At 57.4% G+C, this 24,239-nt stretch carries 32 protein-coding genes and 1 other annotated feature (1 of these 33 only partly in view); of the genes, 26 read left to right on the forward strand and 6 right to left on the reverse strand.

Going from position 1 to position 24,239, the window contains the following annotated elements:
• Positions 1-127, reverse strand: a binding site (T-box leader); it reaches 140 nt to the left of the window's first position.
• 165 nt (positions 128-292) lie between these two features.
• A complete protein-coding gene (locus EDD78_RS07800; protein ID WP_132084562.1) occupies positions 293-1,885 on the forward strand; it encodes an MBL fold metallo-hydrolase RNA specificity domain-containing protein in 1,593 nt (530 codons plus the stop codon).
• Positions 1,886-1,951: 66 nt separating this feature from the next.
• Here EDD78_RS07800 and EDD78_RS07805 read toward each other — a convergent pair whose 3' ends face one another.
• A complete protein-coding gene (locus EDD78_RS07805; RefSeq protein ID WP_165873155.1) occupies positions 1,952-2,689 on the reverse strand; it encodes a GntR family transcriptional regulator in 738 nt (245 codons plus the stop codon).
• 159 nt (positions 2,690-2,848) lie between these two features.
• Between EDD78_RS07805 and EDD78_RS07810 the strand changes: the two genes are divergently transcribed.
• The 4 genes from EDD78_RS07810 (at position 2,849) to EDD78_RS07825 (ending at position 6,008) form a co-directional block, all read left to right on the forward strand.
• Complete coding sequence (locus EDD78_RS07810; RefSeq protein WP_079698759.1) at positions 2,849-3,850, forward strand: SIS domain-containing protein; 1,002 nt, start codon at positions 2,849-2,851, stop codon at positions 3,848-3,850.
• 13 nt (positions 3,851-3,863) lie between these two features.
• Positions 3,864-4,766 carry a PfkB family carbohydrate kinase gene (locus EDD78_RS07815; RefSeq protein WP_165873156.1) on the forward strand — a complete coding sequence of 301 codons (903 nt, stop codon included), beginning with the start codon at positions 3,864-3,866 and terminating at the stop codon, positions 4,764-4,766.
• A gap of 79 nt (positions 4,767-4,845) precedes the next feature.
• A complete protein-coding gene (locus EDD78_RS07820; protein WP_132084565.1) occupies positions 4,846-5,691 on the forward strand; it encodes a helix-turn-helix domain-containing protein in 846 nt (281 codons plus the stop codon).
• Between the two features lie 41 nt (positions 5,692-5,732).
• The gene (locus tag EDD78_RS07825) at positions 5,733-6,008 is read left to right on the forward strand and encodes a DUF3795 domain-containing protein (protein ID WP_079698762.1); all 276 of its coding nucleotides are present in this window, start codon (positions 5,733-5,735) and stop codon (positions 6,006-6,008) included.
• Positions 6,009-6,023: 15 nt separating this feature from the next.
• Here the strand turns inward: EDD78_RS07825 and EDD78_RS07830 are convergent, their stop codons facing one another.
• A complete protein-coding gene (locus EDD78_RS07830; RefSeq protein ID WP_132084566.1) occupies positions 6,024-7,097 on the reverse strand; it encodes a tetratricopeptide repeat-containing glycosyltransferase family 2 protein in 1,074 nt (357 codons plus the stop codon).
• A 443-nt stretch (positions 7,098-7,540) separates the two neighbouring features.
• Complete coding sequence (locus EDD78_RS07840) at positions 7,541-8,722, reverse strand: MalY/PatB family protein (RefSeq protein WP_079698764.1); 1,182 nt, start codon at positions 8,720-8,722, stop codon at positions 7,541-7,543.
• A gap of 193 nt (positions 8,723-8,915) precedes the next feature.
• Here EDD78_RS07840 and EDD78_RS07845 point away from each other — a divergent pair, with 193 nt between their 5' ends.
• Positions 8,916-9,275, forward strand: a complete 360-nt coding sequence (locus tag EDD78_RS07845) for a helix-turn-helix domain-containing protein (protein WP_079698765.1) — start codon at positions 8,916-8,918, stop codon at positions 9,273-9,275.
• Positions 9,276-9,387: 112 nt separating this feature from the next.
• On the opposite strand, the gene EDD78_RS07850 is transcribed toward EDD78_RS07845, so the two are convergent.
• Positions 9,388-9,963, reverse strand: coding sequence for a thymidine kinase (locus EDD78_RS07850; RefSeq protein ID WP_159448945.1), 576 nt, complete (start codon positions 9,961-9,963; stop codon positions 9,388-9,390).
• Positions 9,964-10,082: 119 nt separating this feature from the next.
• On the opposite strand from EDD78_RS07850, the gene EDD78_RS07855 reads away from it, so the two are divergent.
• Together EDD78_RS07855 and EDD78_RS07860 are read left to right on the forward strand one after the other, a co-directional pair.
• Complete coding sequence (locus tag EDD78_RS07855; protein ID WP_079698767.1) at positions 10,083-11,447, forward strand: citrate/2-methylcitrate synthase; 1,365 nt, start codon at positions 10,083-10,085, stop codon at positions 11,445-11,447.
• 2 nt (positions 11,448-11,449) lie between these two features.
• Entirely contained in the window at positions 11,450-11,683 is a 234-nt protein-coding gene (locus EDD78_RS07860; protein WP_242942128.1) for a hypothetical protein, read from the forward strand.
• 55 nt (positions 11,684-11,738) lie between these two features.
• Here EDD78_RS07860 and EDD78_RS07865 read toward each other — a convergent pair whose 3' ends face one another.
• Both EDD78_RS07865 and EDD78_RS07870 read right to left on the reverse strand, forming a co-directional pair.
• Complete coding sequence (locus EDD78_RS07865; RefSeq protein ID WP_079698768.1) at positions 11,739-12,515, reverse strand: SGNH/GDSL hydrolase family protein; 777 nt, start codon at positions 12,513-12,515, stop codon at positions 11,739-11,741.
• A gap of 883 nt (positions 12,516-13,398) precedes the next feature.
• The gene (locus EDD78_RS07870; protein WP_132084568.1) at positions 13,399-13,797 is read right to left on the reverse strand and encodes a helix-turn-helix domain-containing protein; all 399 of its coding nucleotides are present in this window, start codon (positions 13,795-13,797) and stop codon (positions 13,399-13,401) included.
• 178 nt (positions 13,798-13,975) lie between these two features.
• Between EDD78_RS07870 and EDD78_RS07875 the strand changes: the two genes are divergently transcribed.
• The 18 genes from EDD78_RS07875 (at position 13,976) to EDD78_RS14255 (ending at position 24,232) form a co-directional block, all read left to right on the forward strand.
• Complete coding sequence (locus tag EDD78_RS07875) at positions 13,976-14,662, forward strand: hypothetical protein (protein ID WP_165873157.1); 687 nt, start codon at positions 13,976-13,978, stop codon at positions 14,660-14,662.
• A 2-nt stretch (positions 14,663-14,664) separates the two neighbouring features.
• Entirely contained in the window at positions 14,665-15,183 is a 519-nt protein-coding gene (locus EDD78_RS07880) for a hypothetical protein (RefSeq protein ID WP_132084570.1), read from the forward strand.
• Between the two features lie 376 nt (positions 15,184-15,559).
• Positions 15,560-15,775, forward strand: a complete 216-nt coding sequence (locus EDD78_RS07885; RefSeq protein WP_132084571.1) for a helix-turn-helix domain-containing protein — start codon at positions 15,560-15,562, stop codon at positions 15,773-15,775.
• An 11-nt stretch (positions 15,776-15,786) separates the two neighbouring features.
• Complete coding sequence (locus tag EDD78_RS07890) at positions 15,787-17,829, forward strand: Mu transposase C-terminal domain-containing protein (protein ID WP_286170797.1); 2,043 nt, start codon at positions 15,787-15,789, stop codon at positions 17,827-17,829.
• 11 nt (positions 17,830-17,840) lie between these two features.
• Positions 17,841-18,794 carry an AAA family ATPase gene (locus tag EDD78_RS07895; RefSeq protein ID WP_132084572.1) on the forward strand — a complete coding sequence of 318 codons (954 nt, stop codon included), beginning with the start codon at positions 17,841-17,843 and terminating at the stop codon, positions 18,792-18,794.
• 37 nt (positions 18,795-18,831) lie between these two features.
• On the forward strand, positions 18,832-19,140 hold the full coding sequence (locus EDD78_RS07900) for a hypothetical protein (protein ID WP_132084573.1): 309 nt from the start codon (positions 18,832-18,834) through the stop codon (positions 19,138-19,140).
• The gene (locus EDD78_RS07905; RefSeq protein ID WP_132084574.1) at positions 19,141-19,665 is read left to right on the forward strand and encodes a host-nuclease inhibitor Gam family protein; all 525 of its coding nucleotides are present in this window, start codon (positions 19,141-19,143) and stop codon (positions 19,663-19,665) included.
• Between the two features lie 4 nt (positions 19,666-19,669).
• A complete protein-coding gene (locus tag EDD78_RS07910; RefSeq protein ID WP_132084575.1) occupies positions 19,670-20,116 on the forward strand; it encodes a regulatory protein GemA in 447 nt (148 codons plus the stop codon).
• Entirely contained in the window at positions 20,109-20,471 is a 363-nt protein-coding gene (locus EDD78_RS07915; protein ID WP_132084576.1) for an addiction module toxin RelE, read from the forward strand. Before EDD78_RS07910 ends, EDD78_RS07915 begins: the two co-directional genes overlap by 8 nt.
• A 10-nt stretch (positions 20,472-20,481) precedes the next feature.
• Positions 20,482-21,297, forward strand: coding sequence for a glycoside hydrolase family 25 protein (locus EDD78_RS07920; RefSeq protein ID WP_132084577.1), 816 nt, complete (start codon positions 20,482-20,484; stop codon positions 21,295-21,297).
• A gap of 13 nt (positions 21,298-21,310) precedes the next feature.
• Positions 21,311-21,613 carry a Mor transcription activator family protein gene (locus tag EDD78_RS07925; protein ID WP_132084578.1) on the forward strand — a complete coding sequence of 101 codons (303 nt, stop codon included), beginning with the start codon at positions 21,311-21,313 and terminating at the stop codon, positions 21,611-21,613.
• A gap of 139 nt (positions 21,614-21,752) precedes the next feature.
• The gene (locus tag EDD78_RS07930) at positions 21,753-21,998 is read left to right on the forward strand and encodes a hypothetical protein (protein ID WP_132084579.1); all 246 of its coding nucleotides are present in this window, start codon (positions 21,753-21,755) and stop codon (positions 21,996-21,998) included.
• A gap of 18 nt (positions 21,999-22,016) precedes the next feature.
• Entirely contained in the window at positions 22,017-22,214 is a 198-nt protein-coding gene (locus EDD78_RS07935) for a hypothetical protein (RefSeq protein WP_132084580.1), read from the forward strand.
• Between the two features lie 168 nt (positions 22,215-22,382).
• The gene (locus EDD78_RS07940) at positions 22,383-22,820 is read left to right on the forward strand and encodes a hypothetical protein (RefSeq protein WP_132084581.1); all 438 of its coding nucleotides are present in this window, start codon (positions 22,383-22,385) and stop codon (positions 22,818-22,820) included.
• Positions 22,821-22,830: 10 nt separating this feature from the next.
• The gene (locus EDD78_RS07945) at positions 22,831-23,139 is read left to right on the forward strand and encodes a hypothetical protein (protein WP_286170799.1); all 309 of its coding nucleotides are present in this window, start codon (positions 22,831-22,833) and stop codon (positions 23,137-23,139) included.
• Between the two features lie 4 nt (positions 23,140-23,143).
• Positions 23,144-23,467, forward strand: coding sequence for a hypothetical protein (locus EDD78_RS07950; protein ID WP_434059181.1), 324 nt, complete (start codon positions 23,144-23,146; stop codon positions 23,465-23,467).
• On the forward strand, positions 23,467-24,027 hold the full coding sequence (locus tag EDD78_RS07955) for a DUF3486 family protein (protein WP_132084582.1): 561 nt from the start codon (positions 23,467-23,469) through the stop codon (positions 24,025-24,027). Before EDD78_RS07950 ends, EDD78_RS07955 begins: the two co-directional genes overlap by 1 nt.
• A complete protein-coding gene (locus EDD78_RS14255; RefSeq protein ID WP_132084583.1) occupies positions 24,020-24,232 on the forward strand; it encodes a DUF551 domain-containing protein in 213 nt (70 codons plus the stop codon). Before EDD78_RS07955 ends, EDD78_RS14255 begins: the two co-directional genes overlap by 8 nt.
• The last annotated feature ends 7 nt before the right edge of the window (positions 24,233-24,239 follow it).

Below are 24,239 nucleotides of genomic sequence, written 5' to 3' on the forward strand. Positions count from 1 at the left end.
GATACCCCCTTTGGGCGGACGGCTCTCGGAAGGTATTCGGGCCGGCGCTTGACTCCGCGCCTCTCACCAGCCGGCAGCTCTCTTTGGGAAGCAAACGGCCCTACTTGTTTCCGGTCAATGCCTTTTATGCTTTGATGTTGATTTGTATTTTATCAGTTTAAAGCATTCCTGTCAAGAAGTTTTTCAAAATTTTTGCGGGGCGCAACGTTTACAATTTCTTTACCTCTCCTGCGCTCCCCAAGATTGCCCGGGCGGGAGGGGTGTGCTACAATAAGAAAAAGGGGGTCTGACTGTGAAACTGACAATCTATGGCGCCGCCCACGAGGTCACGGGCAGCTGCTTTTGCCTGGAGGCCTGCGGGAAGAAGATCCTGGTCGACTGCGGGCTGCAGCAGGGGCCGGACGAATACGAGAACCGGCAGCTCGATTTTACCCCGGCCGAGATCGACTATGTGCTGCTCACCCACGCGCATATCGACCACTCGGGCAAGCTGCCGCTGCTCTATCAATACGGCTTTCGCGGCCAGGTCCACACCACCGGGGCCACGGCGGACCTGTGCGACATCATGCTGCGCGACAGCGCGCACATCCAGATGTTCGAGGCCGAATGGCGCAACCGCAAGGGCAAGCGCGCCGGGAAGGAAGAATACATACCGCTCTACGACATGGACGACGCGATCGGTGTCCTCGGGTGCTTCGTCCCCCATCATTACGGCGAGCAGATCGGGCTGTGCGGCGGGATCAGCTTCCGTTTCGTGGATGTGGGGCATCTGCTGGGCTCGGCGAGCGTCGAGGTGTGGGTGGAGGAAAATAATGTCCGCAAGAAGCTGGTCTTCTCGGGGGACATCGGGAACACCGACCAGCCGCTGATCCGGGACCCGGGCTACATCGATGAGGCCGACTACGTGGTGATGGAATCGACCTACGGCACCCGCAGCCACGGCGAGCGCCCGGACTATGTCGGGCAGCTGAGCGCCATCATCCAGAACACCTTTGACCGGGGCGGGAACGTGGTGATCCCCTCCTTTGCGGTGGGGCGCACCCAGGAGATGCTCTACTTCCTGCGCAGGATCAAGGCGGATCACCTGGTGAAGGGGCACGGGGATTTCCCGGTCTACGTCGATAGCCCGCTGGCGGTGGAGGCCACCAACATCTTTAACGAGAACGAGATGGAGTATTATGACGCCGAGGCCCTTTCGCTGGTGCGCCAGGGGATCAACCCGATCAGCTTCCCCGGGCTGCGCGTGTCGGTCTCGACCGAGGAGTCGCGCGCGATCAACTCGGACGAGGAGCCCAAGGTCATCCTTTCGGCGAGCGGGATGTGCGACGCGGGGCGGATCAAGCACCACCTCAAGCACAACCTCTGGCGGCGTGAGAGCACCGTCCTGTTCGTGGGCTACCAGGCCGTGGGATCACTCGGGCGGGCCATCCTCGACGGGGCGAAGAAGGTGCGTCTCTTCGGTGAGGAGATCGAGGTGCACGCCGAAATCCGCCGGCTCGACGGGATCAGCGGGCATGCCGACCGCGAGGGGCTGCTGTGCTGGCTGCAGCATTTTAAGGAGAAGCCCAAGAGGGTGCTGGTGATGCACGGGGCCAGCGAGAGCTGCGGGCAGTTCTGCGCGGCGCTGCGTGAGCTTGGCTATAACGCCGACGCACCCTACACCGGGGCGAAGTACGACCTGGCCGCCAACGCCTGCCTGGAGGCAGGGACCCCGCGGGTGCAGCATAGGGAGCCCGCGCGCCGGGTGTCCGATGTATTCCTGCGGCTGCAGGCGGCGGGCCGCCGCCTGATGGCGGTGATCGGCCGCAACGAGGGCGGGACGAACAAGGATCTGGGCAGGTTTGCCGACCAGATCGACGCCCTGTGCGATAAATGGGACCGGTGAAGAAAACAGGATAAGAGGCAAAAGCAGGCCGCCGGTGATTCGGCGGCCTGCTTTTCTGTTAAAATGCTATTCCTTCCACACGGTGGCCAGGCGGATCTTGTCGCCCGCCAGCAGCTCCTTCGAGCGGCGCACCAGCCTGCCCTCGCGGTCGGCCACGATGTCCCGCACCAGCAGCATGGGGCTGCCTTTCGGGACCGAGAGCGCCGCGGCCTGTGCGCCGTCGGCCAGGGCGCACTCGAAGGTGCGCCGGATCGAGGAGAAGGACTGCGGCCCGCAGTGACTGACGATGGTCTCGTAGAGCGAGGCGTTCTCCACCTCCGCATGCTCCAAAAAGGCGTAGCCGGGGGCGAAGCGGTCCTCCGAGAGCACGAAGGGAACCCCATCGGCGCTGAGCACCCGCACAATCTTGACCACCTGCTCGCCCTTTTGCAGCCCGAGCTGGGCGATGTCGTCCTCGTCCGCCTCGCTCATGCATTGCTGCAACACCCGCCGTCCCGGCGTGAAGCCGTTGCGCCGGCAGAAGTCGGCGAAGGAGAGGTTGTCGATCATCATGAACTTTTTCGTTTTCACCCGGGTGACGAAGGTGCCCTTGCCCTGGATGCGCAGCAGCCGCCCCTCCTCGCACAGCTCGTCGAGCGCGGCGCGCACCGTGATCCGGCTCACCCCGTAAAGGACGCTCAGCTCCTTCTCGGAAGGGATTTTCTCGTCCGGCCGCCAGCGGCCCCGTTCGAGTTCCTGTACCAGCGACTGCTTGAGCTGGCGGTACAGCGGGGTCACCGAAAGGGTGGAAATCGGCTCGTCCATCCAGACACCTCCTAAAGTCATTATAGAATATAATAACATAAGACAACCTTGAAAACAAGCGGGAATAATTTTTTTAATTTGCCTCTTGACTTATCATATGATGTCATATAATATAACAGGTAGTAAGTGCGGCATAGAATTGAAAGGGGCGTATACAAAATGGCAACAGTCAAAACCACCACCGGCGAAGAGGTCGCGAAAATCGCGGAGGAGATCTATCAAAAGCTAAAGGGCAAGGGCGGCATTAAACGGGTCTACTGCCTGGCCTGCGGTGGCTCGAAGGCGAGCTGCTATCTGCTGGAAAACTTCCTGCAAACCGAGTCGAAGACCATCTTTGCGCAGTCCTATTCGGCCAACGAGTTTGTCTATGACACCCCCAAGGGGCTGGACGGGCAGAGCGTGGCCTTCGCCATGTCGATGGGCGGCTCGACCAAGGAGACGATGGACGCGGCCAGGGTCGCCAAGGAGCACGGGGCCACCGTGGTGACGCTGAGCATTACCCCCGACGCGGCCATCGCCAAGATCGGGGACCACCATGTGGTCTATTCGGACGAGAGCACGCTGGGCTTCGAGGCGATCAACCAGGCGCTGCTGCTGCGCTTCGGCTTCGAGTTTCTGCGCCTGCAGGAGGGCTACGAGTTCTACGACCAGGCGGTGGACGGCTATAAAAAGCTGCCCGGCCTGTGCGAGCGGGTCGTGAAGCTGGTCGCCGCGCGCGCCAAGCGCTTCGGGGTCGAGCACAAGGACGAGCCGGTGATCTACACCATGACCAGCGGCCCGGCCAGCTATGCCGCCTATATGGAGTGCATCTGCATGTTCATGGAAATGGAGTGGGTCCATTCCAGCTCGATCCACAGCGGGGAGTTTTTCCACGGCCCCTTCGAGGTCACCGACCAGGACACCCCCTTTGTGATGATGCTTGGCGACGGCCCCACCCGCCCGCTGGACGAGCGCGCGCTCAAGTTTTTGCAGCGCTACGGCAAGAAGATCACCGTCATCGACGCCAAGGAGCTGGGGGTCAACACCATGGACGGTCATGTGACCGGGTATTACGGGGCGATCCTGATTTGGATCGCGGCGCTGGAGTATGCCAAGGGCCTGGCCGAGGCCAAGGAGCACCCGCTCTTCATGCGCCGCTACATGGGCAAGGTCGAGTACTGAGAGGAGCATACATATGGTTCGCTTGGCGAGCATCGGGGACAACAACGTGGACGTCTACCGAAACCTGAACCTGGTCTATCCGGGCGGGGACTGCCCGAACGTGGCGGCCTTCTGGGCCAAGAGCGGGCAGCCTTCGGCCTATGTGGGGCGGTTCGGCAACGACCGGCTGGGGGATTTGCAGTATAATTCCCTGCAAAGCCTTGGCGTGGACCTTTCCGGCGTGCGCCGGTACGACGAGCCCACCGCCTGGGGCAGTATAGACCTGATCGACGGGGACCGCATCTTCGGCGAGGCAAATGTCGCGATCAACGAGCGCCATCCCATTGAGGCCGCAGAGATCGCCGCCCTGCAGGACGGGCGGTACGATCTGATCCATTCGAGCCAGTACTCCTTCTTCGCACCCGGGGCCTTCGAGCAGTTCGGGGAGGGGGAGACGCCCGTCTCGTTCGACTTCACCTCCGAGTGGACGGACGATATCCTGCGCGGGCGCTGCCCCTATCTCGACTATGTCTTCCTCTCCTGCAGCCATCTCGGTGAGCGGGAGACCGGAGAGTTGCTGCAAAGGCTGGTGGGGGAGTACGGCGTGAAGCTCGCGGCGGGCACCCGCGGGATGGAGGGCTCCTGGCTCTTTGACGGGCATACCCTCTTTTTCCAGGAGGCCTTCCCCTGCCAAACGGTGGATACCCTCGGCGCGGGGGACGCCTTTTTAACCCGTTTCCTGCTCTGCTATACCGCGGGCAAAAAGGAAATGAAAGAGCTGCTTCGCGCCTTCCCGCAGGGCGGGCCGAGCGAGGAAGCGCTCTATTCCTGCGAGGAAAAGCTGATCCGACACAGCCTCGCACAGGCCTCCCTCTTTGCGGCGCGCTGCTGCCAGGAGAACGGCGCCTTCGGCCTTGCCATACCTTACCAAGGCTAAGGTGCCAATCCGGGGATGACGCGCTCCCCCCTTCCATGCTATAATACGATTCGGGTATTATAGGGAAGGGGGGAGCTTTTTGTTGGAATATCTGGACACCGGGCGCTGTCCGGTGCTGGGGCAGGGGCCCACCCATCTTTATCTGACGCCCCATCCCCTGCTGCGCCCCTATGTGGCGCATTACACCCTGTGCTCCCCGCGCATCTGCGCGCCGAGGGATGAGGGCCCCCGGCCGCCCGCCTACCTCGAATTGGTACCGGACGCGAGCGGCTGTGTGGTATTGGAAAACGACGGAGGCCGCCTTTCCTCCCGCCTCTGGGGCCCCACCACCAAGATGGCCCGGGTGGAAAACGACCTTTGCAGCGGTCCGCTTCGCTTTTTCATCGAGTTCCTGCCCGGTGGGATGAGCGCCCTGACCGGCTGGGCGCAAGCGGAGCTTGCCGACCGGCGCCTGCCCCTTTGGCAGGTCTCTCCCGGCCTGGAGCGCGCGCTGTTTGAGGCGCTGGAAAGCAGCCGGGACCTCTCGGGACTGATTGCAAGGATGGATGAAATCCTGCTCTCCCAAAGGGAGATCGGCCTCCCGGCGCCCTTGCGCGAGGCGATGGCCGCCCTGCAGTGCAGCGGCGGGATGCTGCCGGTGCGCCAGCTGGGCGCCCTCGGGCATTACAGCGAGCGGCATTTGGGGCGCCTGTTCCGCCAGCACATCGGGATGGGGGCCAAGGAATTCTCCCGCCTGATCCGGATCAATCTCCTGCTCAAGCGTCTCGAAGGGCCAAACGCGTTCTCCCTGACCGAGCTCGCGCAGGAATTCGGCTTTTACGACCAGGCCCATTTCATCAACGATTTCAAGTCCGTCTGCGGGGTGCCTCCCGGGGAATACCGCAAAAACCAGTCCGTTTTTTACAATGAAACCTACAAGTTTTGAGGGATACTGGTTTTACACCAATTCCAAAAGGAGGAAGGATCATGGTTCAGTCACGCTGCGGCCTGCGCTGCCAGGAGTGCGAATACCGCGAGTCCATGAACTGCAGGGGCTGCCTGCAGATTGAAAAGCCGTTTTGGGGGGAGAGCTGCCCCGTCAAGTCCTGCTGCGAGGGCAGGGAGCTGCTGCACTGTGGGGAGTGCCCAGGGTTTCCCTGCGCGCTGCTGCTCGACTTCTCCTATGACAAGGAGCAGGGCGACGGCGGGAAGCGCCTCTGGCAGTGCCAGTGCTGGGCGAAGGAGCCCGCCCCGGCGCACTGATCGAAGCGGCCGCCTTTATTCGGGAAGGCTTCCGAAATATCTGCGGTTGTAAAGGACGGCGGGGGAGTCCGGCTTGTAGGCGGCGGCCTGCTCGTTGTACTCCCTCGCCTTTTTATGGTCCCCCAGCCGGTCGTAGCAGACGCAGAGCTGGAGACAGGGCAGGTAGCCGTAGCAGTCGGGCTGGATGAAGGCGCCGGAGCGCTCGTCGGGGGTGAGCGCAAGCGCGAGGGAATACCAGAAGATCGCCGTCTTGTAACGCTGGCGCTCGAGGAAGGAGCGCCCGAGCTCGCAGCAGATCTCCCCGCGCGGCTCGCCGTACTCCAGACTGCGCAGCAGGGAGGCGAGCGCCTCGCGCGGCCGGCCAGTGCGCTCATAGCACAGCGCGAGCAGGTGGCAGGCGTCTATACAGTTTTCCACCCACCCCTGGCCCCCGTCGAGGAATTCGAGGAAGCGCTCGATGGCGTCGCCGTAGCGTTCGTGGTAATAGAGCTCGCGCGCATAGTAAAACTGCTGTCTCGGGTCGAGGCGCTCGCCCTTCGCGATCAGCTTTTCAAAGATGCGCAGGTTGCGGTGCGGGTCGCCGGGATGGAGCTTTTTATGGGTGATGGCGATCTCGCTGTGGATGGCGTTCCCGATGGGCGGGATCACCTCGTGGATCGCGCCCATCCAGCGCGGCTGGTCCGCGCGCAGCATGAGCCGTTCGCGGTAGTAGGAGAAGGTGGGGTTTCCCCCTTCGTCAAAGGCGATGTTGTACTTCATCATGATCATGTGCTGCGAGCCGTCGAGCTCGGCCTTAAGCGCGAGGAAGCGTTCGCTGTCCTCCTTTAGGATCACGTCGTCGGCGTCCAGCCAGAGCAGGTAGTCGCCGCTTGCCTTGGAAAAGGAGAAGTTGCGCGCGGCGGCGAAGTCGTCGATCCACGTAAAGTCAAAGATTTTGTCGGTAAACTGGGCGGCGATCTCCTTGGTGCGGTCGTTTGACCCGGTATCCACGATGACGATCTCGTCGACCAGACCCTGCACGCTTTGCAGGCAGCGCGCGAGGACGTCCTCCTCATTTTTGACGATCATACACAGGCTGATGGTTTTCATCCGGTATCCTCCCTGTTTTGGGGTGTGATCAGAAAATGTCATGGTACAGTATATGGTTTTTAGGGGGAATACGTTCTAAAAGAGAAAAGGATGAAAAAAGTAAAATCCCAGGAAAGGAAACCCATCAGGATGGAAATTCGCACCGATTGCCCCTGCCGCCGCAGCTGCCCCCGGCATGGGAACTGCGCGCTCTGCAGGGAGCGGCATGAGCGGGAGGGGAAGTATCCGCCCGCCTGCCAAAGAAATCAAAGCAAAAAGAGAAAAACTCCCTCGGCATTACCGGGGGAGCGGGAATAATACGGCCCGGGACCTTGGTCCCGGGCCTCCTGTTTTTGTTGTGATGTGGGAGTATACAGTATTTGGATATTGCATCCATCGCTTTTGTTCGTGTGGGATATTCTGAAATGTTTTCATATGGAAAAAATCTTCTCGCCGCCGGATATTTACTGCTTTTTGAAGCAGCCCACAAACCTCTCGAGCGTCTCCATCAGTACTCTTTGGGGACAGGCGAGGTTGACCCGCTCAAAGCCCTGGCCGTCCTCGCCGTCTATGTAACCCTCGTCGAAGAAGACCTGGCCCTCCTGGCGCAGGGTGCGCTCGAGCTCCTTGTAGGACAGCCCCAGCGCCCGGCAATCCAGCCACTGCAGATAGGTGCCCTCCAGCGGGATGATCTTCACCTGCGGCAGCTCGCGCGAGAGGTATTCGATCAGCAGCTCGCTGTTGCGGTGCACATGCGCCAGCAGCTGCTCGAGCCATTCCTCACAGCGCTCATAAGCCAGCTCGCAGGACTTGTAGCCCAGAATGGTCAGCGAGTCGATTCCGGTGCTCAGCAGGGTATCTTCAAATTTTTTGCGCAGCGCCGGGTCCTCGATGATGATGTTCGAGACCTGCATGCCCGCCAGGTTAAAGGTCTTGCTGGGCGCGGTGCAGGTGACGGTGCGCAGGGAAATCTCATGCGAGAGGGAGGCGGTGGGAATATGCCGGTAACCCGGCATGATCAGGTCGTGATGGATTTCATCCGAGATGATGAGCAGGTCGTGGCGCAGGCAGATGTCGCAGAGCCGCAGCAGTTCCTCCCGGCTCCAGACCCGGGAACAGGGATTGTAGGGGCTGCACAGCAGCATAACCTTGTTGTTGGGGTCGGCGGCCAGCCGCTCGAGACCCTCGTAGTCCATCTCGTAGCGCGTGCCCTCCAGCTTCAGGGGGCTGGCCGCCAGCTTGCGCCCGTTCATACGGATGGCGTCGAAGAAGCAGTGGTAGGCCGGGGTCATGGTGATGATCCCTTCGCCGGGCTCGGTGTAGGCTAAAATTGCCTGGTAGACCGCCGGGACCACGCCGGGGGAGGGGGCGATCCACTCCTTTTTGATCTCCCAGCCGTGGCGGCGCTTCATCCAGCTTTGCACCGCGTCGAGATACCCTGCGGTGGGGCGGGAATAGCCGAGGATCGCCTCGTCCAGGTATGCCTTGAGCCCTTCGATGAGCTCGGGCGGGTTTTTAAGCTCCATGTCGGCCATGGTCAGCGGCACCACGTCGTCCGCCACGTTGGGGTTGGCCTCCAGCATGCGCATCCACTTGCTTGAGCCCATATTCTTACGGGAAACCAGGGTTTCAAAATCGTAGGTCATGATCAGTTTTCCTCCCGTGTTCAATGTCTTTTTCGGCCCGTCCGGGGCCTTGGATTTCAGCATAACACTTGGCCGCCGCTGCGTCAACGCTAAATTTCGAGCCGTCTCGAAAAGTCGATATAGTAACATTGGTATATCGCTTTGCGTGATGAATTGGTTTGGCGTATGATGGACGGGAGGTGAGAATTGCTTCATGCTGGTATGTGACATCGTTAAGGAAGTTGGACAGAACATCAGGAAATACCGCACCACGCGCAATATGAGCCAGGAGGAGCTGGCGCATCTGGCGGGAATCACGACCTCCTACCTGGGGCAGATCGAACGCGGGGTAAACAATACGACCCTAGTTACCCTTCAAAAGATCGCGGACGGGCTGTCGATCGAGCCCGCGCGGCTGCTGCAGTTCGACCGGCGCACCGGCAGGGGGGCGCCTGGAATACAGCTCAGTATGTATCAGTCTCAATTCGACCAGCTCACGCCCGAACGGCAACGGGAGTTTGTGGGGCTGCTTAAAATGCTGCTCGACATCGGGGTCGGCTGGACCGAGGAATAGATGAAAAATCCCTTTTTCGGGAGTCATGGATAAGGGCGGTAAGCGGGCGACAGATTACATCTGCCGCCCGCTTACCGCATTAGGGCGAAGAGGCGTAAAGGAAGGGTTCTATTCAGCCGCCGTGTGTCTGCCCCGAAAGCCCCCGCCGGTAACAGCGGTAGCACATGCTCTGGTAGCGTTCGTTCCCGCCGATTTCCACCCGACTGCCTTCGCGCAGGATTTTGCCGTTTTCGATCCTTGCGTTCACCTGCGCCACCCGCCCGCAGGCGCAGAGGGCCTCGATCCGGACCAGCTCGTCGGCCAGCTCGAAGAGCCGCCGGCTGCCGGGGAAGAGCCGGGTGCGAAAGTCGCTGGCGAGCCCGTAGCAGAAGACCGGCGCGCTCGCGCAGGCGACCTCATAGAGCGCCTCGACCTGCCGCCCGCTTAAAAACTGGGCTTCGTCCACCACCAGTACGTCGAAGGGATGGTGAAGATACCAGCGGTTAAGGTCCTCGTCCGGCGCGACCGGGTGGGCCGGCGAGCAGAGCCCGATCCGCGAGCGCACCCATTCCCCGCCGTCGCGGGTGTCGACGGCGGGCTTTAAAAGCCCGACCGAAAACCCCTTCTCCTCGAAGGAAAACTTCTGGATCAGCGCGCGTGCGCTCTTCGAGCTGTTCATAACGCCGTAGAAGAAGGTCAGTTTCGGCATGGTTTCGCCCCTTTCCTCCCTTATTTTGTAACGGAAAATACACAAATACACCTCCGGGATATGATATAATAAATAGAAATACATAAATGAAAAGAACGTTTGAAAAGAAGGAGGAGAGCATGATGGCAAACAAATTCAGCGAAATCACGCCCGATATCTTAAACCTCAGTGAGCTCTGCGTGAAAAACGGGTCGATCGCCCCGGAGCTCTACGGCAAATTCGACGTCAAGCGCGGGCTGCGCGACCTGAACGGCAAGGGCGTGCTAACCGGATTGACCGAAATTTCCGAGGTCTGCTCCACCAAGCTGGTGGACGGCGAGAGCGTCCCCTGCGAAGGAAAGCTCTATTACCGCGGCGTGGACGTGGAAAAGATCGTGGGCGGCTTCATCCGCGAGAACCGCTTCGGGTTTGAGGAGACCGCATATCTGCTGCTGTTCGGCGAGCTGCCCGACCGCAAAACGCTCGACAAGTTTACCGCGCTGCTCGCGCAGTATAGGACCCTGCCCACCAGCTTTGTGCGGGACATCATCATGAAGGCGCCGAGCAAGGACATGATGAACACCCTCGCGCGCAGCGTGCTCACCCTCTATTCCTACGACGAGCGCGCCGACGACGTTTCGGTGCCCAACGTCCTGCGCCAGTGCCTGCAGCTGATCGCGCTCTTCCCGCTGCTGTCGGTCTACGGCTACCAGGCCTACAACCACTACCACGAGGGGCAGAGCCTCTATATCCATTCCCCCTTGCCCGAGCTCTCGACGGCGGAAAACATCCTGCGCATCCTGCGCCCGGACAGCGGCTATACCGCACTCGAGGCGCGGGTGCTGGACGTGGCGCTGGTGCTGCACGCCGAGCACGGCGGCGGCAACAACTCCACCTTCACCACCCATGTGGTCACCTCCTCGGGGACCGACACCTATTCGGCGGTGGCGGCCTCGCTCGGCTCGCTCAAGGGCCCAAAGCACGGCGGCGCCAACATCAAGGTGGTGCGCATGATCGACGACCTCAAGCAGAACGTCAGGGATTGGGAGGATGAGGACGAGGTCGCCTGCTACCTCAAGAAGCTGCTGCACAAGGAGGCGTTCGACCATGCGGGGCTGATCTACGGCATGGGCCACGCGGTCTATTCGCTGTCCGACCCGCGCGCCAATATTTTCAAGGCCTTTGTGAGCAGCCTGTCCGAGGAGAAGGGGAGGGGCGAGGAATTTAAGCTCTATTCCCTCATCGAACGCCTCGCCCCGCAGGTCATCTCGGCCGAGCGCAAGATCTACAAGGGCGTCAGCGCCAACGTGGACTTTTACAGCGGCTTTGTTTACAGCATGCTCGACCTTCCCATCGAGCTGTACACCCCGATCTTTGCGATTTCGCGGATCGCAGGCTGGAGCGCCCACCGGATCGAGGAGCTGATCAACGCCGGCAAGATCATCCGCCCTGCCTATAAGAGCGTGAGCGAGCGCCGGGACTATACCCCCATCGGGGAGCGCTGAGCGTGCGGGGACAAAAGCCCGTCTGGGCGCTTATCCTGCTGATGGGCGGCATGGCGCTGCTCATTTCGCTGGGGCTTTTCTATAACATGGGCGTCTTCGTGGACGAATTCGGCCTCACGCCTGCACAGGTCTGCGGCGGGGAGGGATGGCTGCTGCTCGACTGGGCGCGGCTCGCGCTGCTCCTCGGGGTTTGCGTCTGCGCCCTCTGCGGCCTGTTTTGGGCAAAGAAAAAATAATGCTGCATCTTAAAAGCAGGGCTTCCCGCGGCATATGCCGCGGGAAGCCCTGCTTTTATTCTTCCTGCTTGTCCAGCGCATGGGTGAGGGTATAGTCTAAAATAACCTCATAGGCGTCGGCGTTGAGGTGGATCCCGTCCCCGGCGTTATATTCGTCCAATAGCCCTCCGTCGCTGCCGGTGAGCGCCTCGGCGGTATCCAGGAAGTAGCAGCCCTTCTCCTCGGCGAGCTGATAGAGCAGGGAATTGAGCCGTTCGAGCTTCTTGTTTGCAAAGCTCGGGTCGAGCTGCTCCTTGAGCGATGAGACCGGGAAGATGGACTGGATGATGATCGCGCTGTCGGGTGAGGCGGCGTGCAGCTCGTCAATCAGCCCCTCGTATTCCTCCATGAATTCCTCTTCGCTCATGAAGGAGAAGCCGTTGATCCCAAAGTCCACGATCATCCGCTCGGGCTGTGCCCGCTCCACCGCCTGCGCGATGGTCAGCAGCCCGCCTTCGTACTCCACAACCGGCTTTACGCGGGCGTTTTTATGGTTCATCCCATCCTCCGCGAAGACCTGGGACTGCTCGAGCAGCCCGTAGCGCACCAGGCCCTCGGTACGGCTGTCCCCGATGAAGACGGTGGCGCGCAGGTAATCCTCGCCCGCCGGCGGGGTCTCCCTTAGGAGAACGTCCTCCCCGGTACTCTCGCTCTTCTGCGGCGAGAGCCACAAAAACAGATTCCCGGCAAGCTGTTCCTGGTTGAGGAAGGCCCATGTGCCTGCCAGGAGCACGGCCAGCAGCCCAAGAATCAAAAAAAGTTTAATCGGAAAGCGCGATTTTGATTTTGCCACGTTGGGTCCATCCTTTGTCTAAAATTCCGGTACAGACTACTATACCATTTTAAGCGCTTGTTGCAAAGTTTTTTTCTTTACATGGCCCCCCGTACGGATGGTTCGGCACGGCTGTGAGGAGGATGGGAACACACTGCCTGTCTAAGCGCAAGCCCAATTGCCGGGTTGGATTGATAAAAATTGTAAGGAGGCAGGATATTTGTCAAAACGGGATAGGCCGGGAAACGATGGGAGAAGTCGGGAAAAGCTAGTATTTATGCGGGTTTGAACGGGATGGGAAAATTTTGAATTGACAAATATGCTGACTGCAAAAAACGGCGTTTTTCCGACGCCGTTTTTCCATATAAAAATTTAATGAAACATAGTATTCATGCGGGTTTGATGTAGATTTAATATAATAAAAATATCCAGAAATGGAAAGTTTTAGGTCTGGAAATCCTGCACGCGTGCGCACGACCCCGTGCAAGGCGTGCAAAACGAAATTTTAAGAGGCTACAAACCGCATGATTAAGACTTTGCACGCGTGCGCACGACCCCGTGCAAAACCGCTATTTTCGGGGTGAAAATAGGTCGAAATACTGGAAAAAACAAGGGTTGTTCACACTTTGGAAACAATTAATGTCACATTGGCATGATTATGCGGGTTTGAGGCTTATACTATATTTGTATAGTTTATCATAGCAAAGTGACAAAGTGCAGCTGTTTTTTGATGTCAAAAGCAATCGAAAATACCCTAAATAAAACAGCCCTATCTTGGCTGATTTCTGCGCGCCCATGTCTACGCTACAAGGCCCCTAGATGTCAGAGGAAAAGAAGTACAATATCGTGTCATTGCCACTATTGTAGTCTTGTATGCAGAGTATGTATTTAGCCTTGCAGCCTGCTATTCTTTCTTCGTCGTAACATCGCTGAAAGCCTCCTGTGTCCGCATGTCGCGGACAAATAGTGGCGCAATGCCTGCCGACGGCATTTGCCTGATCATGACCTGGAGAGCGCCAGCTATTTTATATTTATCCTTTTCAGAAAGATTCTCGATAAGTTTGAGTACTTCTTGATCTCCATCAGAAAGAGAGGGGGTAGAGATTATATTCTCTTTTCCAGTTGCTAAGTATTGTATGCCTACATTCAGCTGATCAGCAACTATCATAACTTTTTCTAGGGTTGGTTTTTGCGTTCGCCATTTGCGAATCGTACCGTTACTAAAACCGCATAACCGCTCTAGTTTTCCAATGGTAATGCCTTCTTTTTTTGCACTATTTTCTATTCTTTCAAATAGTGTCATAATGCGCACCCCCTAAAGAAAATTGTTGCATATTAACGAGAATATAATATCGCAAAAGTCTTGACAACGAGATTATAATCTCGTATAATATAGCTATGATGACTATTGACATCAAGAAATAGTCTATCATATAGCGCGCGCGAAGTCTACTATTCTAAAGAAAATTTTGTCGAAAGAGGTGATAAACATCAAGAAGGTATGGTCGGCCGGGGGGTATATCATTGTTTCATTTAGTGCAACAGAAATGAAAATGAACCCACATCAATATGGAGTTATCCGGCGTGATTTATTCACTGGTCGCTTTTGGAGAGATTTACAGAACATGGAATTAGATGGTTTGGATTCCATTGATGAAGCAATCGAAAAGGCGATCGACTTAGGGCGTGGAGACCTGGTGCCAAATGTACACGCGAGAGGAAAGCGAGCACGAGAAAAGGAAGTCCTAGACTATTTGAACGGCCTTATAACCCAGGCGAGAGTACGACAGCGACGATCATCGACGGACTACTTTATGGAATGTCCGCGAAAAGGGCTTGAGGATGATTTTTATGCAGCCCTGCACGAGCTCGACATCCTGGAGGATTTGCTTACTTTGGCGAAGGGAGAAATGTATTTATTGGATCAAGAGAAGAAGGCTGCTGATCTACGCCGGAAAGCTGAAAGAATTTTAAAAGATTATCGTCGTCAAATATCAGAGGCAGCGCATATACACGAACTCCTCAGCTCAAAGTTTCGTGAGGCAGTAGGCTTTTTATTGGGGTTAAGGACTGCCCAGGTTATTAAAGGCGATGAAATGCTGGCCTGGAATCAAGTGTTTCGGGAAACGTGGAAGACCAGGCTGCACGAAATTGATAAGGAGGCATAGTCATGCGAGATACAATAACTGATTTTGGAGAGCATGTGAAAGTGCCCAAGAAACCGCCCGTAAGATCGCGTAAGAAACCGGTGCCCCCAATGGGTGAGTTTAGGTCCATTGCAACAGATTTTGATGATCCGCCCCGTCTTGCACTTGTGCGAGCGCAAGCGGATCAGGCCGTGGCTGAGTATGAGAAGCTGCACAGCCTGGTAAACAAAACCGAGGAACAGAAAGCCCTAGAAGAGGCGGCGTGGAAAAAACTGTCACTTTGGAAATCCATTTTTGAAATTGTTTACGAGCACTGCTATGCGCCCGATCAGGCAGATCAGCGGAGGATCGAGCTGCTGGCAAATTCTATGGTTTCGGGGGATTTTGATTTACGAGTAAGTAAAATTAGTCCTAATGTGATGATGTTGGAGATCGTCACATATGCGGAAAACCGCCCCGTGGCAGAGTTCATAGTCCGCAAGCGATTGGGCTGGTTCTGTATTGATTCATATCGATTCTGCAAAATTGATAAGGAGGCATAGTCATGCGAATCAAAGCGCATAAAAGAAAAAAAGGGTCACCCATTAATGGAATGTCCCTTTGTCGGAAATGTCCTTTAGTTAAAAGATTTCCTCAAATTATAAAGATGTTAGATGAAATAGAAAAATACTCTAAGTATCATTCTCTTTAAGGTACTTCTCGATTGCCATTACGATCATTTTAGAAGAAATATCAGCAATGGGCTTATACAAAATGTCTTTAGATTGTATATCAGGATGTTGTGAGAAAAAATCGTTCAGTAATTCTTTTCGGAATTTAGTCGCGTCAAACATGTCATCACCTCCTTTCCATCGTTAAGTATAGCATTATGGATTGGAAGAATCTACATAATTTATTTCAATAAAGAGGAGTGACTAAATGTATACAAAACGCGAGCTGACGCCATTTGGCGTGGCTGTCAAAAAAGCCCTGATCGACCGGCGGATGACCCAGCAGGAGCTTGCCCGCAGGATCGGCACCAGCAGACAGTATTTGGACCTGATCCTTTTTGGGCAGCGGGCAGGGACCCAGTACGTCACCAGGATCATCAAAGCCCTTGATCTGCGGATCGAGGACAACGAGAAAACGGCATAGGGGGGATCAGGTTGGCCGAAGTATATATACCATTAGAAGAAGCAGCGCAGTTTGAAGGGATCAGGTATAACACCATGGTCCAGCGGATGAAGCGCACCCCCGAAGAATATCCGGTTATCAAAGAGCCCGGCCAGGACGGGGGCAAAGACCGGATACTGCTGCCACTGTCCGCCCTATCCCCCCAGGCCCGCCGCGCATACTGGCGCAGCCAGAAGGAGGCGACCCAGCCAACGCGGGGCGCGGTCCCCTGGTACGTGGACGCCGATCTCAATCAGTATCTCGAGCGGCACAGGGCGGAATACCTGCAAGCCGTGGACCTGGTGCGGCAGATCGACAAGTTTGTGCGGTACACCGACCGGGAGCGGACGATCTACGCCAGCGCGTTTGCGGCCCAGCTGCGGATCAGCCAGCGCACGTTGTACCGCTACACCGCCAATGTCCAGGAGGCCCGCCAGTGGGCCCAGCGCCTGGAGGACGAGCGGGGAGAGAGCTACCAATATTTCGAGGCGCTGGCCCTTTGCCGGAAGCCGAAGGATCAGAACACCTTTCCGGTTTTGGATGAGGAGCAGCGGGCCCTTATCGAAAATATCTGGTTTGATGAGGGCTTTGCCAACAACCTGGGCACCGTGGAAATGCTGTACATAGAATTGCAGCGCCAGGCCAAGACCCGGGAATGGGAGAGTATCCCGTCGATCAGCACCGTGCGGCGGTACGTGCGGTATCTGTTGGACACGGGCGGCGGCGAGAGCGCCTATTACCTTGCATCCAACGGCGCGCGGGAATGGAAAAACCAGCGGATGATCAAGGGCAAGCGGGATGTGCAATCCCTGGCAGTCATGGAGTTTGTGCAGGGCGACGAGCACACGTTTGATTGTTGGGTACAATACACCAATCCGACAAACGGCAAAATTCGGGCGGTACGCCCGGTGCTGGTGGCCTGGCTGGACACCCGGTCCCGCTGTATCCTGGGCGACGTGATCTGTGTCCACGCCAACGCGCAGACCATCAAGGAATCTATGGTCAAGATGTTGTACTCCCACCCGGGCGGCGTGCCCAAGCACCTGCACATCGACAACGGCAAGGACTACACCGCCGAAAGCAACCTGGGCCAGAGCCGCAAGCAGCGCGGTATGGAGATCGACAGCGAGACCAAGGGCTTTTACAGGTCCATCGGGATTGAAGAGTGGTCCCGGTCCCTACCTTACCAGCCCTGGGGCAAGGCACAGATTGAGCGGTTTTTTGGCACCGTCTGCCGGATGTTTACACGCTGGGTCGCGTCGTACACCGGCACCCTGACCGGGTCGCGGACAGTGGGCAAGCGCCGCAAGGATGTGGACGGAATGCTGGAGCGTGGCGAGCTGTTGACCATGCAGGAGTTTTACGGCCTTTGGAGCAAGTGGTTGACAGAGGTCTACCATCAGCGGCCCCACAAGGGACTAAAAGAAGACGGGGAGACGCACATCAAGCCCCTGGAGCTGTTTGACAAGGCCGAGAACCGGTACATCAAGGCCCCGCCGCCGAGGGAGTTTGCGGCCATGTTGTTGATGAAGGCCGAGACCGCCCGGGTCAGTAACCAGGGGATCAGGCGCTGGGGCAAGCTGTACACCCATTATGAGCTGTCCAAGTACGTCGGGCAGAAGGTGGCGATCAAGTGGGACGTGGATAACGTCACCAAGCTGTACGTCTACACCCGCAGCGGCGAGAAGATATGCGTGGCCGAATCCGCCGAGCTGCTGCTGATTGCGTCGAGAGTGTCACAGGAGGAGCTGGAGCGGCACAACCGAGATCAGAAGCGGCAGTACAAGGAGGTGCGGGAGCAGCTGCAACGGCTGCGCACCCCGTTTGAAGAGCGCCAGGGCGGCAGCGGCCCGCACGAGGCGGTGGGCAAGCTGGACCTGACCATTAAGGCGGACCGGTCGGACAAGGTGGTGTCACTGCCGACGGATCGCCAGTATCGCGAGGAGAAGCAGGAGCAGCGGGAGAAGGAATCGAGCAACGAGTATTTTGAGGCCGCAGCCAAAAAGGCGTTTGACCGCCTGAAAGAAATCGGATAGGGGGCTAAAGCATGGAAGTGCTGAGAGCGGAAGAGTATCAGGCGCGGACCGATCTGGCCACGCAAGTGAAGGAGTACATGGATCAAAAGGGGATGACCATCCAGCAGATCGCGGACGAGGTCGGGTGCTCGAGGACAACGTTGAGCCGGTACTTAAATGGTAAGTATAACGCGGATGTAAGCACCCTGGAGGGGTCGCTGCGCAGATACATAGGCGGGGAGCCGGAGCAGCCGAAGCCCCCGAAGCCGAAGAAGACCGGGAAGCGGAAAGCATTTTTCCAATCCAGCGACAGCTCCAGTGTGCTAGGGGTCTGTGCCCTCTGCCAAGAAAATCAGGGGCTCGGCGTCGTGGTGGGACCTTCGGGGTATGGCAAGTCCTACGCATTGCAGCATTATGCCAGCCTGCCCCGTGTCGTCTACTTGGAGTGTGACGATTCGATGGGGATTCGGGACCTGGCGTCGGCGCTCAATATGGGCACCGGCCAGAAGCAGGTCAACTCTTCGGTCTGGCAGCAGTCGATGGGTATCCGGCAGTTTTTTAAAGACAATCCGGGGTATTTGTTGATCGTGGACGAGGCCGACAAGCTGATCGGGCGCAACTCCACAAAAAAGCTGGAGATTCTGCGGGCGATCTACGACCAATCAAACGTGGGGATGGTGATCGCCGGGGAGCCCATGCTGGAGGCGCAGATCAAGACCCTGACCGAGCGTTTTGCGAACCGGGTCGATTTTTATGCCAGCCTCAAGGGGTTAAAGCCCAAGGAGGTCGAGGCATACGTCGAGGACCTGGACATCGAGCCCAAGGCGGTTGACGAGCTGATCCGCCGAGGCTGCAACAAGCGCACGGGCTGCTTTAGAGTTTTGGATCGGACCCTGAACAATGTGTTTAGAATCCTGCGCGAAAAAGACGAGACGCGGATCACCCTGGAGATCATCAACCAGGCGTCCGGTATGCTGATGTTGTAAGCCAGAAATCAAGATAACTGACAAAGGAGTGTCGATCATGAATAAGAAGATCACCGCTATTATGGATGAGGTTACCATCGGATTAAATTGCCTGGAGGCCAGGGTCGAGACCAAGGAGCAGGTCAAAGAGCGGATACGCACCGCGCTGGAGCAGGCCGAGATCGACCGCCCGGCGCGGAGCCTGGAGGAGGTCCCTATCAAGGTGCTGGACCTAATGCGCGAGCGGCTGGGGATCGCCTTTTTGGTGGAGGATGGCAAGATCGTCGGGTACTACAAGGACGGCGGCAGTTATTACGCCGACGAGGAGGAGCGCCGCCGCCAGTGGATCAGCGGGGAGGTGGAATAGATGGCGCGCAGGCGTGTGCTTGAAGCCCCTGTGCTGCGGTCCTGGGATGAGGTGGACCAGGCGCTGCGGGAGATCGCCGAGGAGGAGATCATCCTCGGCGACATCCAGGGCGACATGAACAAGCAGATTAACGGGATCAAGGAGATCGCCAAGCAGCAGAGCAAGCCGCACCAGGACCGGATCAGCACCTTGACCAAGGACGTCAAGGAGTATTTTGATCAACACCGGGAGGAGCTGGGCAAGAGCAAGACCAAGTATTTTAATTTTGGCGAGTGCGGCTACAGGCTGTCCACCTCGGTCACCCTGCCCAAGGGTCGGGAAAAGCTGGCCGAGCTGATCCGCCGCCTGAAAGCCCGGAGGATGTCGGACTGTATCATCACCAAGGAGACGATTGACAAGGAGGCGCTGCGCAAGTACGGCGAGGCCAGGGTCGCGGCGGTGGGCGCTACCCTGGTGCAGAAGGATGTGTTTTGGCTGCGGGCCGCGCAGGATAAGGTCGAGCAGCTTGATCTTCCGAGGAGGTGAGCGGATGGCAGAGTATAGGCGGCCGGAGAATACGATCCGCCGCATATGGGCGATCGCCAAGTCGCCCGAGCTGGCGCTGGCCGAGGATGATCTGTACAGCATTATCTACCAGGAGACCGGTAAGCAGCATATGCGGGAGCTGACCAAGGCCGAGATCGTGCAGGTGTGCGAGACCTTGCAGCGGCGCAAGGACGCGGTCCTGCGGCAGCGCAGGGGGCGCAGGTACAGCGACAACGGCAATCCGTTTACGGCCAAGCAGCGCTGCAAAATCTACGCACTGACCAAGGTTCTGGGGTGGGATAAGCAGCCGGAGCGGCTAAAGGGGTTTGTCCGCAAGCGGTTTGGTGTAGACAGTGTCGAGTGGCTGGGTTGTGAGGACTGCAACAAGGTGATCGAGGCGCTAAAGGCCATGATCGCCAGGCAGAAGAAGGAGGAGAAAGACCATGGCTAAGCAAACAGCCAGAGAAAAGAAAATGCGGGCCAAGCTAAAAAAGGAATTGCAGGAGAAAGGGGTCATCCCACCTGATAAGCCCCGGCTGAACCGCAAGAAGTTTGCGCAAGAGGTGGTCAAGGAATTTGACGAACTGAACGATGCTATGATGTACTGGTATATCCGGGAGGGGATCAGCTGGATGATTGCCGGTCATGAGGATAGGCCAATAACGCCCGAGCAGATCGGGATTTTGAAGGTTATGAAATTGGCCACTGAGCTCAAAAAATATGAGAAGGCGCTGCCGGAAGGCACCACGCAATACAATCTAATGGACCTATATAAAGAAGTTGTTGCGCCGATCATGGACTTATAAGGAGGAAAATATGAATAAATCAGTATTTGCCAAGTGCATCGACGTCAGCCGGTGGCAGGGGGATATAGACTGGAAGGCGGTCAAGGCGGCGGGAATCGACAACGTGATGATCCGCTGCTCGAGCTGGGACAACAGCGGCCCATGTGAGGACCCGAATTTTAAGAGCAACATCAGCGACGCCTATGCTGCGGGCTTAAATGTCGGGGTCTATCATTATTCCTACGCCGCCAACGTGGCCGAGGCTCGGAGAGAGGCCAAGTTTGTGCTGGAGCTTTTGGCCCCCTACCGGCTACAGTTGCCGGTGGCCTTTGATTTTGAGGATATAGCGGCACATGAGCCATTGAGCAAGCGCCAGGCGACCGACATCGTCAAAGCCTTTTGTGATCTGCTCGAGGGGGAGCGGTACTACTGCGTGCTGTATACCTTTGCGAGCTGGATGTCGGGTAAGTTTTACGACGCCGAGATCGCCAAGTATGACAAATGGGTCGCGCATGTTGGGGTCAGTGCCCCGGCCTACAGCGGCGATTATGGTATTTGGCAGTATTCCCACACCGGCCAGGTGGCCGGGATCAAGGGTAACGTCGATCTGAACTACATATATAAGGATTACCCAGCGATCATCAAGGCGGCGGGCCTGAACGGATACGAGCGGCCCAAGCCGACGCCGCAGCCCGAGGAGCCGGACGCGGACGACTGGCAGGAGGCGGGTCTGGATCAGTTGGCCCAGGCCGGGGTCATCGACCGGGACGAGTGGGCCGGGCGGATGGACGAGCAGGTCACGGTCGGCGAGCTGCTGGGCCTGCTGGGGAGGATGACGGCAAAATGAGGAGGCGCACGGTATGGAGGACTGGATCAAAGACCTGACCGTGGATATGCTACCAGAAGGGCCCGCACGGCAGATCGCCGAGGCGGTCGGGGTCGAGAATCTGGTCAGGCTGGCCGAGCTGTTTGGCGGTACTACCTTTTACATGCCCAAGACCGACAGCCTGATCCGGCCCGTGCGGGACGCGCGAATCAAGGAGGAGTTTAGCGGCTACAATACCGCCGAGCTTGCCAAGCAGTACAATGTCACCGAGAGCTGGGTCCGGCAGCTGTGCGGGCCCGGGAAGATCAAGGGACAGATCAGTTTTTTTGATCAATAGATTTTGCCCTATCTGTCAATAAATGGATAGGGCAAAATTTTTTTAACTTTTTTTAAAAAAACCCTTGCAATTATAATACATATGTATTATAATTAAAACAGAAAGAAAAGAAACACCAACGACAGAAAGGAAGTTGACTATGTATTACATTAATTATCACACTGGCGCGGGCGACAATAACGCGGAGACCTTAGAGCAGGCTAAGGTCCTGGCGGACCAAGGCGCAGCGTATACGCAGCAGCCCATCACCATCCACGACGAGGACGGAGAAGAAGTAGCGAGAAGAAACTGGTTTGGCGTTGAATATAACGCTGAGGACGATCAGGAAACGATGGACCCCATCACCTACGGCAGCTTTGGATACTATGGGGATTGGCAAGAATAAAACGATCACGGAGGACTTATGTCAGAGTTGATTAGTATTGTGGAGTATGCAGCCATGCACGGGAAGCACCGCGTTACCGTGTCGCATTTGGCGGTGCAGGGAAGATTTAAGACCGCGCAAAAAATTGGCCGCAATTGGGTGATCGACAAAAACGAACCCTACCCGGAGGACCAAAGAGCGCAAAACGGCAGGCGTCCGAAAGAAGAGAAAGAATAAAAAGAACCCGGTACATCGAGGGATGTGCCGGGTCTTTTTTTGTTGGCATCCTGCCAAAAATCATCACAATCACTACGTATGTCAACTTGCGTCAAATGGCTTTAATATAGGGTTATGGGCTAAGCCCATAACCCATTTTTATTTACCCCAAAGGGGAGGAGGAGAAGCATGGAAACGATCCAAACGATGGCAAGCGAGCTGCTGATCAATCTGGCGCTGGGGATCATCACCCTGCTGGGCGCTTATGGGATGTATTACATTACCAGGGCGGCGGGCAAGGTGCGCGAGCAGACGCGGCAGATCAAGGACCAGCAGCGGCGGCAGCTGCTGCTTGACGCCCTGGACGATGTGGAGACCTTGGCGACCGTGACGGTCGCGGCGATCGAGCAGACCACCGCCAAGGAGCTGCGGGAGGCGGTAATGGACGGAGAGGTCAGCAAAGACGAGCTGATCGCCCTGTCGCTAAAAGCCTATGAGGACATCAAGGCTAAAGTCGCGCCGGAGGCCCAGCGGGTGATTGCCGACAACCTCGGCAGCTTTGACGACTACCTGACCCGGTTGATCGAGAGCAAGGTGCTGGAGATCAAAGCGGCCACGGGCCAGTAAGGGGGCACATATGGACGGGGCCACCATTGCAATGTTTGTCTTTCAGACGGTCGTCACGGCGATCGTGGGGATCGCCGCCTGGGGGATCAAAAACGCGATTGCCGAGATCAAGGCGGTGACGAGCGACCTGAAGGAGGCGGACCGGGAAAACGCCGAGCGGATCATCAAGGTCGAAGAAAAGTTAAATGATTTGAAGGCCGATCTACCTTTGATCTATGTCACCCGCGAGGACTACATCCGGATTATGAATCGGGTGGAGGATAAGCTGGACCAGATCATATACGGGGGCGGCTGCTCCTCAAAGGGAAAGGAGGATTAGAAACATGCCGATTATGGATGAGCGGGACGAGCACGAGGCCCTGCAAAACAAAGCGATCCGGGGCTATATCGTGCGCGCCCTAGCCAAGGGCAGCCACAACGCCCTGTTGGTGCGCCAGATCACAAACGCCTTGGTGGCGGACGGCTTGATCATTGCCCCGGACATCAGCAAGCACCTGGACTATCTGCTGGATGCTGAGTACATCGTCTTTACGGATCGGACGGCCAATGCGTACAACGCATACCGGCGCGACGCCGTGATCAAGTTGTCCCGCAAGGGCGTGGACCTGGTTGAGGGGACGATTGACGATCCGGGGGTTGCGATCTGATGGGAAAGCGTAAGCGTACGCGGATCAGGTCCTCAATCGATCAATTGCCGCCCGAGATCAAAGCGCAGCTTGACGCCAGGCTGATGGACACGGCCAATACCTACGAGGACATATCCGACTGGCTCAAGGGCCAGGGTCACGAGGTCAGCAAAAGCGCGGTAGGCAGGTATGCGATCCGGTCCAACCAGGCCGCGCAGCGGGTGGCCGAGACGCTGGAGCGCACCCAGGCGATCGCCGCAGCGGTGGAGCAGCACCCCGATCTGGACTATACCAAGGCGGCCAGCATGGTACTGATGGACGGCCTGATGCAAAAGGTCTCCACGGCCGAGGAGGAGTTTGCCGAAATGCCGCTGGATAAGGCGGGGCGGCTGATCGCTTCGCTGTCCCGCAACGCGACCTATGACAAGCGGGTACGGCAAGAGTTAAAGCACAAGGCCGAGCTGGCCTTTGAGGAGCTGGAGGTCGAGCTGATGAGTGCGATCAAGCAGGACCCGGAGCTGTCCGGCCCGCTGCATGACATCTTAACAAGAGCCAAAGAGAAGCTGATGGAGGATGGATAAGGTGACGTCAAACAAGGGCTGGATCAACGTGGAGGACAGACTGCCGGAGCGGTTTGTCCCGGTTATTGTCTGCCGGGAAGACGGCAGAGTTGAACAGGGATACCGCGATTTAAACGGTTGGTGGAAGGTGTACGGTACACGTACAAAGCACGTTACCCACTGGATGCCCATGCCGGAGCCGCCAAAAGAAACCTGTCCAGGTTAAGGGGTAG

It is taken from the genome of Harryflintia acetispora, from assembly GCA_004340125.1.
Classification (GTDB): Bacteria; Bacillota; Clostridia; order Oscillospirales; family Ruminococcaceae; genus Harryflintia; species Harryflintia acetispora.

Excerpts from the sequence above, each read along its gene's own strand:
- EDD78_RS07805 (WP_165873155.1), bottom strand. The coding sequence starts at position 2,689 with ATGGACGAGCCGATTTCCACCCTTTCGGTGACCCCGCTGTACCGCCAG.
- EDD78_RS07810 (WP_079698759.1), top strand. The coding sequence starts at position 2,849 with ATGGCAACAGTCAAAACCACCACCGGCGAAGAGGTCGCGAAAATCGCG.
- EDD78_RS07815 (WP_165873156.1), top strand. The coding sequence starts at position 3,864 with ATGGTTCGCTTGGCGAGCATCGGGGACAACAACGTGGACGTCTACCGA.
- EDD78_RS07825 (WP_079698762.1), top strand. The coding sequence starts at position 5,733 with ATGGTTCAGTCACGCTGCGGCCTGCGCTGCCAGGAGTGCGAATACCGC.
- EDD78_RS07830 (WP_132084566.1), bottom strand. The coding sequence starts at position 7,097 with ATGAAAACCATCAGCCTGTGTATGATCGTCAAAAATGAGGAGGACGTC.
- EDD78_RS07840 (WP_079698764.1), bottom strand. The coding sequence starts at position 8,722 with ATGACCTACGATTTTGAAACCCTGGTTTCCCGTAAGAATATGGGCTCA.
- EDD78_RS07845 (WP_079698765.1), top strand. The coding sequence starts at position 8,916 with ATGCTGGTATGTGACATCGTTAAGGAAGTTGGACAGAACATCAGGAAA.
- EDD78_RS07850 (WP_159448945.1), bottom strand. The coding sequence starts at position 9,963 with ATGCCGAAACTGACCTTCTTCTACGGCGTTATGAACAGCTCGAAGAGC.
- EDD78_RS07855 (WP_079698767.1), top strand. The coding sequence starts at position 10,083 with ATGATGGCAAACAAATTCAGCGAAATCACGCCCGATATCTTAAACCTC.
- EDD78_RS07870 (WP_132084568.1), bottom strand. The coding sequence starts at position 13,797 with ATGACACTATTTGAAAGAATAGAAAATAGTGCAAAAAAAGAAGGCATT.
- EDD78_RS07880 (WP_132084570.1), top strand. The coding sequence starts at position 14,665 with ATGCGAGATACAATAACTGATTTTGGAGAGCATGTGAAAGTGCCCAAG.
- EDD78_RS07885 (WP_132084571.1), top strand. The coding sequence starts at position 15,560 with ATGTATACAAAACGCGAGCTGACGCCATTTGGCGTGGCTGTCAAAAAA.
- EDD78_RS07895 (WP_132084572.1), top strand. The coding sequence starts at position 17,841 with ATGGAAGTGCTGAGAGCGGAAGAGTATCAGGCGCGGACCGATCTGGCC.
- EDD78_RS07900 (WP_132084573.1), top strand. The coding sequence starts at position 18,832 with ATGAATAAGAAGATCACCGCTATTATGGATGAGGTTACCATCGGATTA.
- EDD78_RS07905 (WP_132084574.1), top strand. The coding sequence starts at position 19,141 with ATGGCGCGCAGGCGTGTGCTTGAAGCCCCTGTGCTGCGGTCCTGGGAT.
- EDD78_RS07910 (WP_132084575.1), top strand. The coding sequence starts at position 19,670 with ATGGCAGAGTATAGGCGGCCGGAGAATACGATCCGCCGCATATGGGCG.
- EDD78_RS07915 (WP_132084576.1), top strand. The coding sequence starts at position 20,109 with ATGGCTAAGCAAACAGCCAGAGAAAAGAAAATGCGGGCCAAGCTAAAA.
- EDD78_RS07920 (WP_132084577.1), top strand. The coding sequence starts at position 20,482 with ATGAATAAATCAGTATTTGCCAAGTGCATCGACGTCAGCCGGTGGCAG.
- EDD78_RS07925 (WP_132084578.1), top strand. The coding sequence starts at position 21,311 with ATGGAGGACTGGATCAAAGACCTGACCGTGGATATGCTACCAGAAGGG.
- EDD78_RS07930 (WP_132084579.1), top strand. The coding sequence starts at position 21,753 with ATGTATTACATTAATTATCACACTGGCGCGGGCGACAATAACGCGGAG.
- EDD78_RS07935 (WP_132084580.1), top strand. The coding sequence starts at position 22,017 with ATGTCAGAGTTGATTAGTATTGTGGAGTATGCAGCCATGCACGGGAAG.
- EDD78_RS07940 (WP_132084581.1), top strand. The coding sequence starts at position 22,383 with ATGGAAACGATCCAAACGATGGCAAGCGAGCTGCTGATCAATCTGGCG.
- EDD78_RS07945 (WP_286170799.1), top strand. The coding sequence starts at position 22,831 with ATGGACGGGGCCACCATTGCAATGTTTGTCTTTCAGACGGTCGTCACG.
- EDD78_RS07950 (WP_434059181.1), top strand. The coding sequence starts at position 23,144 with ATGCCGATTATGGATGAGCGGGACGAGCACGAGGCCCTGCAAAACAAA.
- EDD78_RS07955 (WP_132084582.1), top strand. The coding sequence starts at position 23,467 with ATGGGAAAGCGTAAGCGTACGCGGATCAGGTCCTCAATCGATCAATTG.
- EDD78_RS14255 (WP_132084583.1), top strand. The coding sequence starts at position 24,020 with ATGGATAAGGTGACGTCAAACAAGGGCTGGATCAACGTGGAGGACAGA.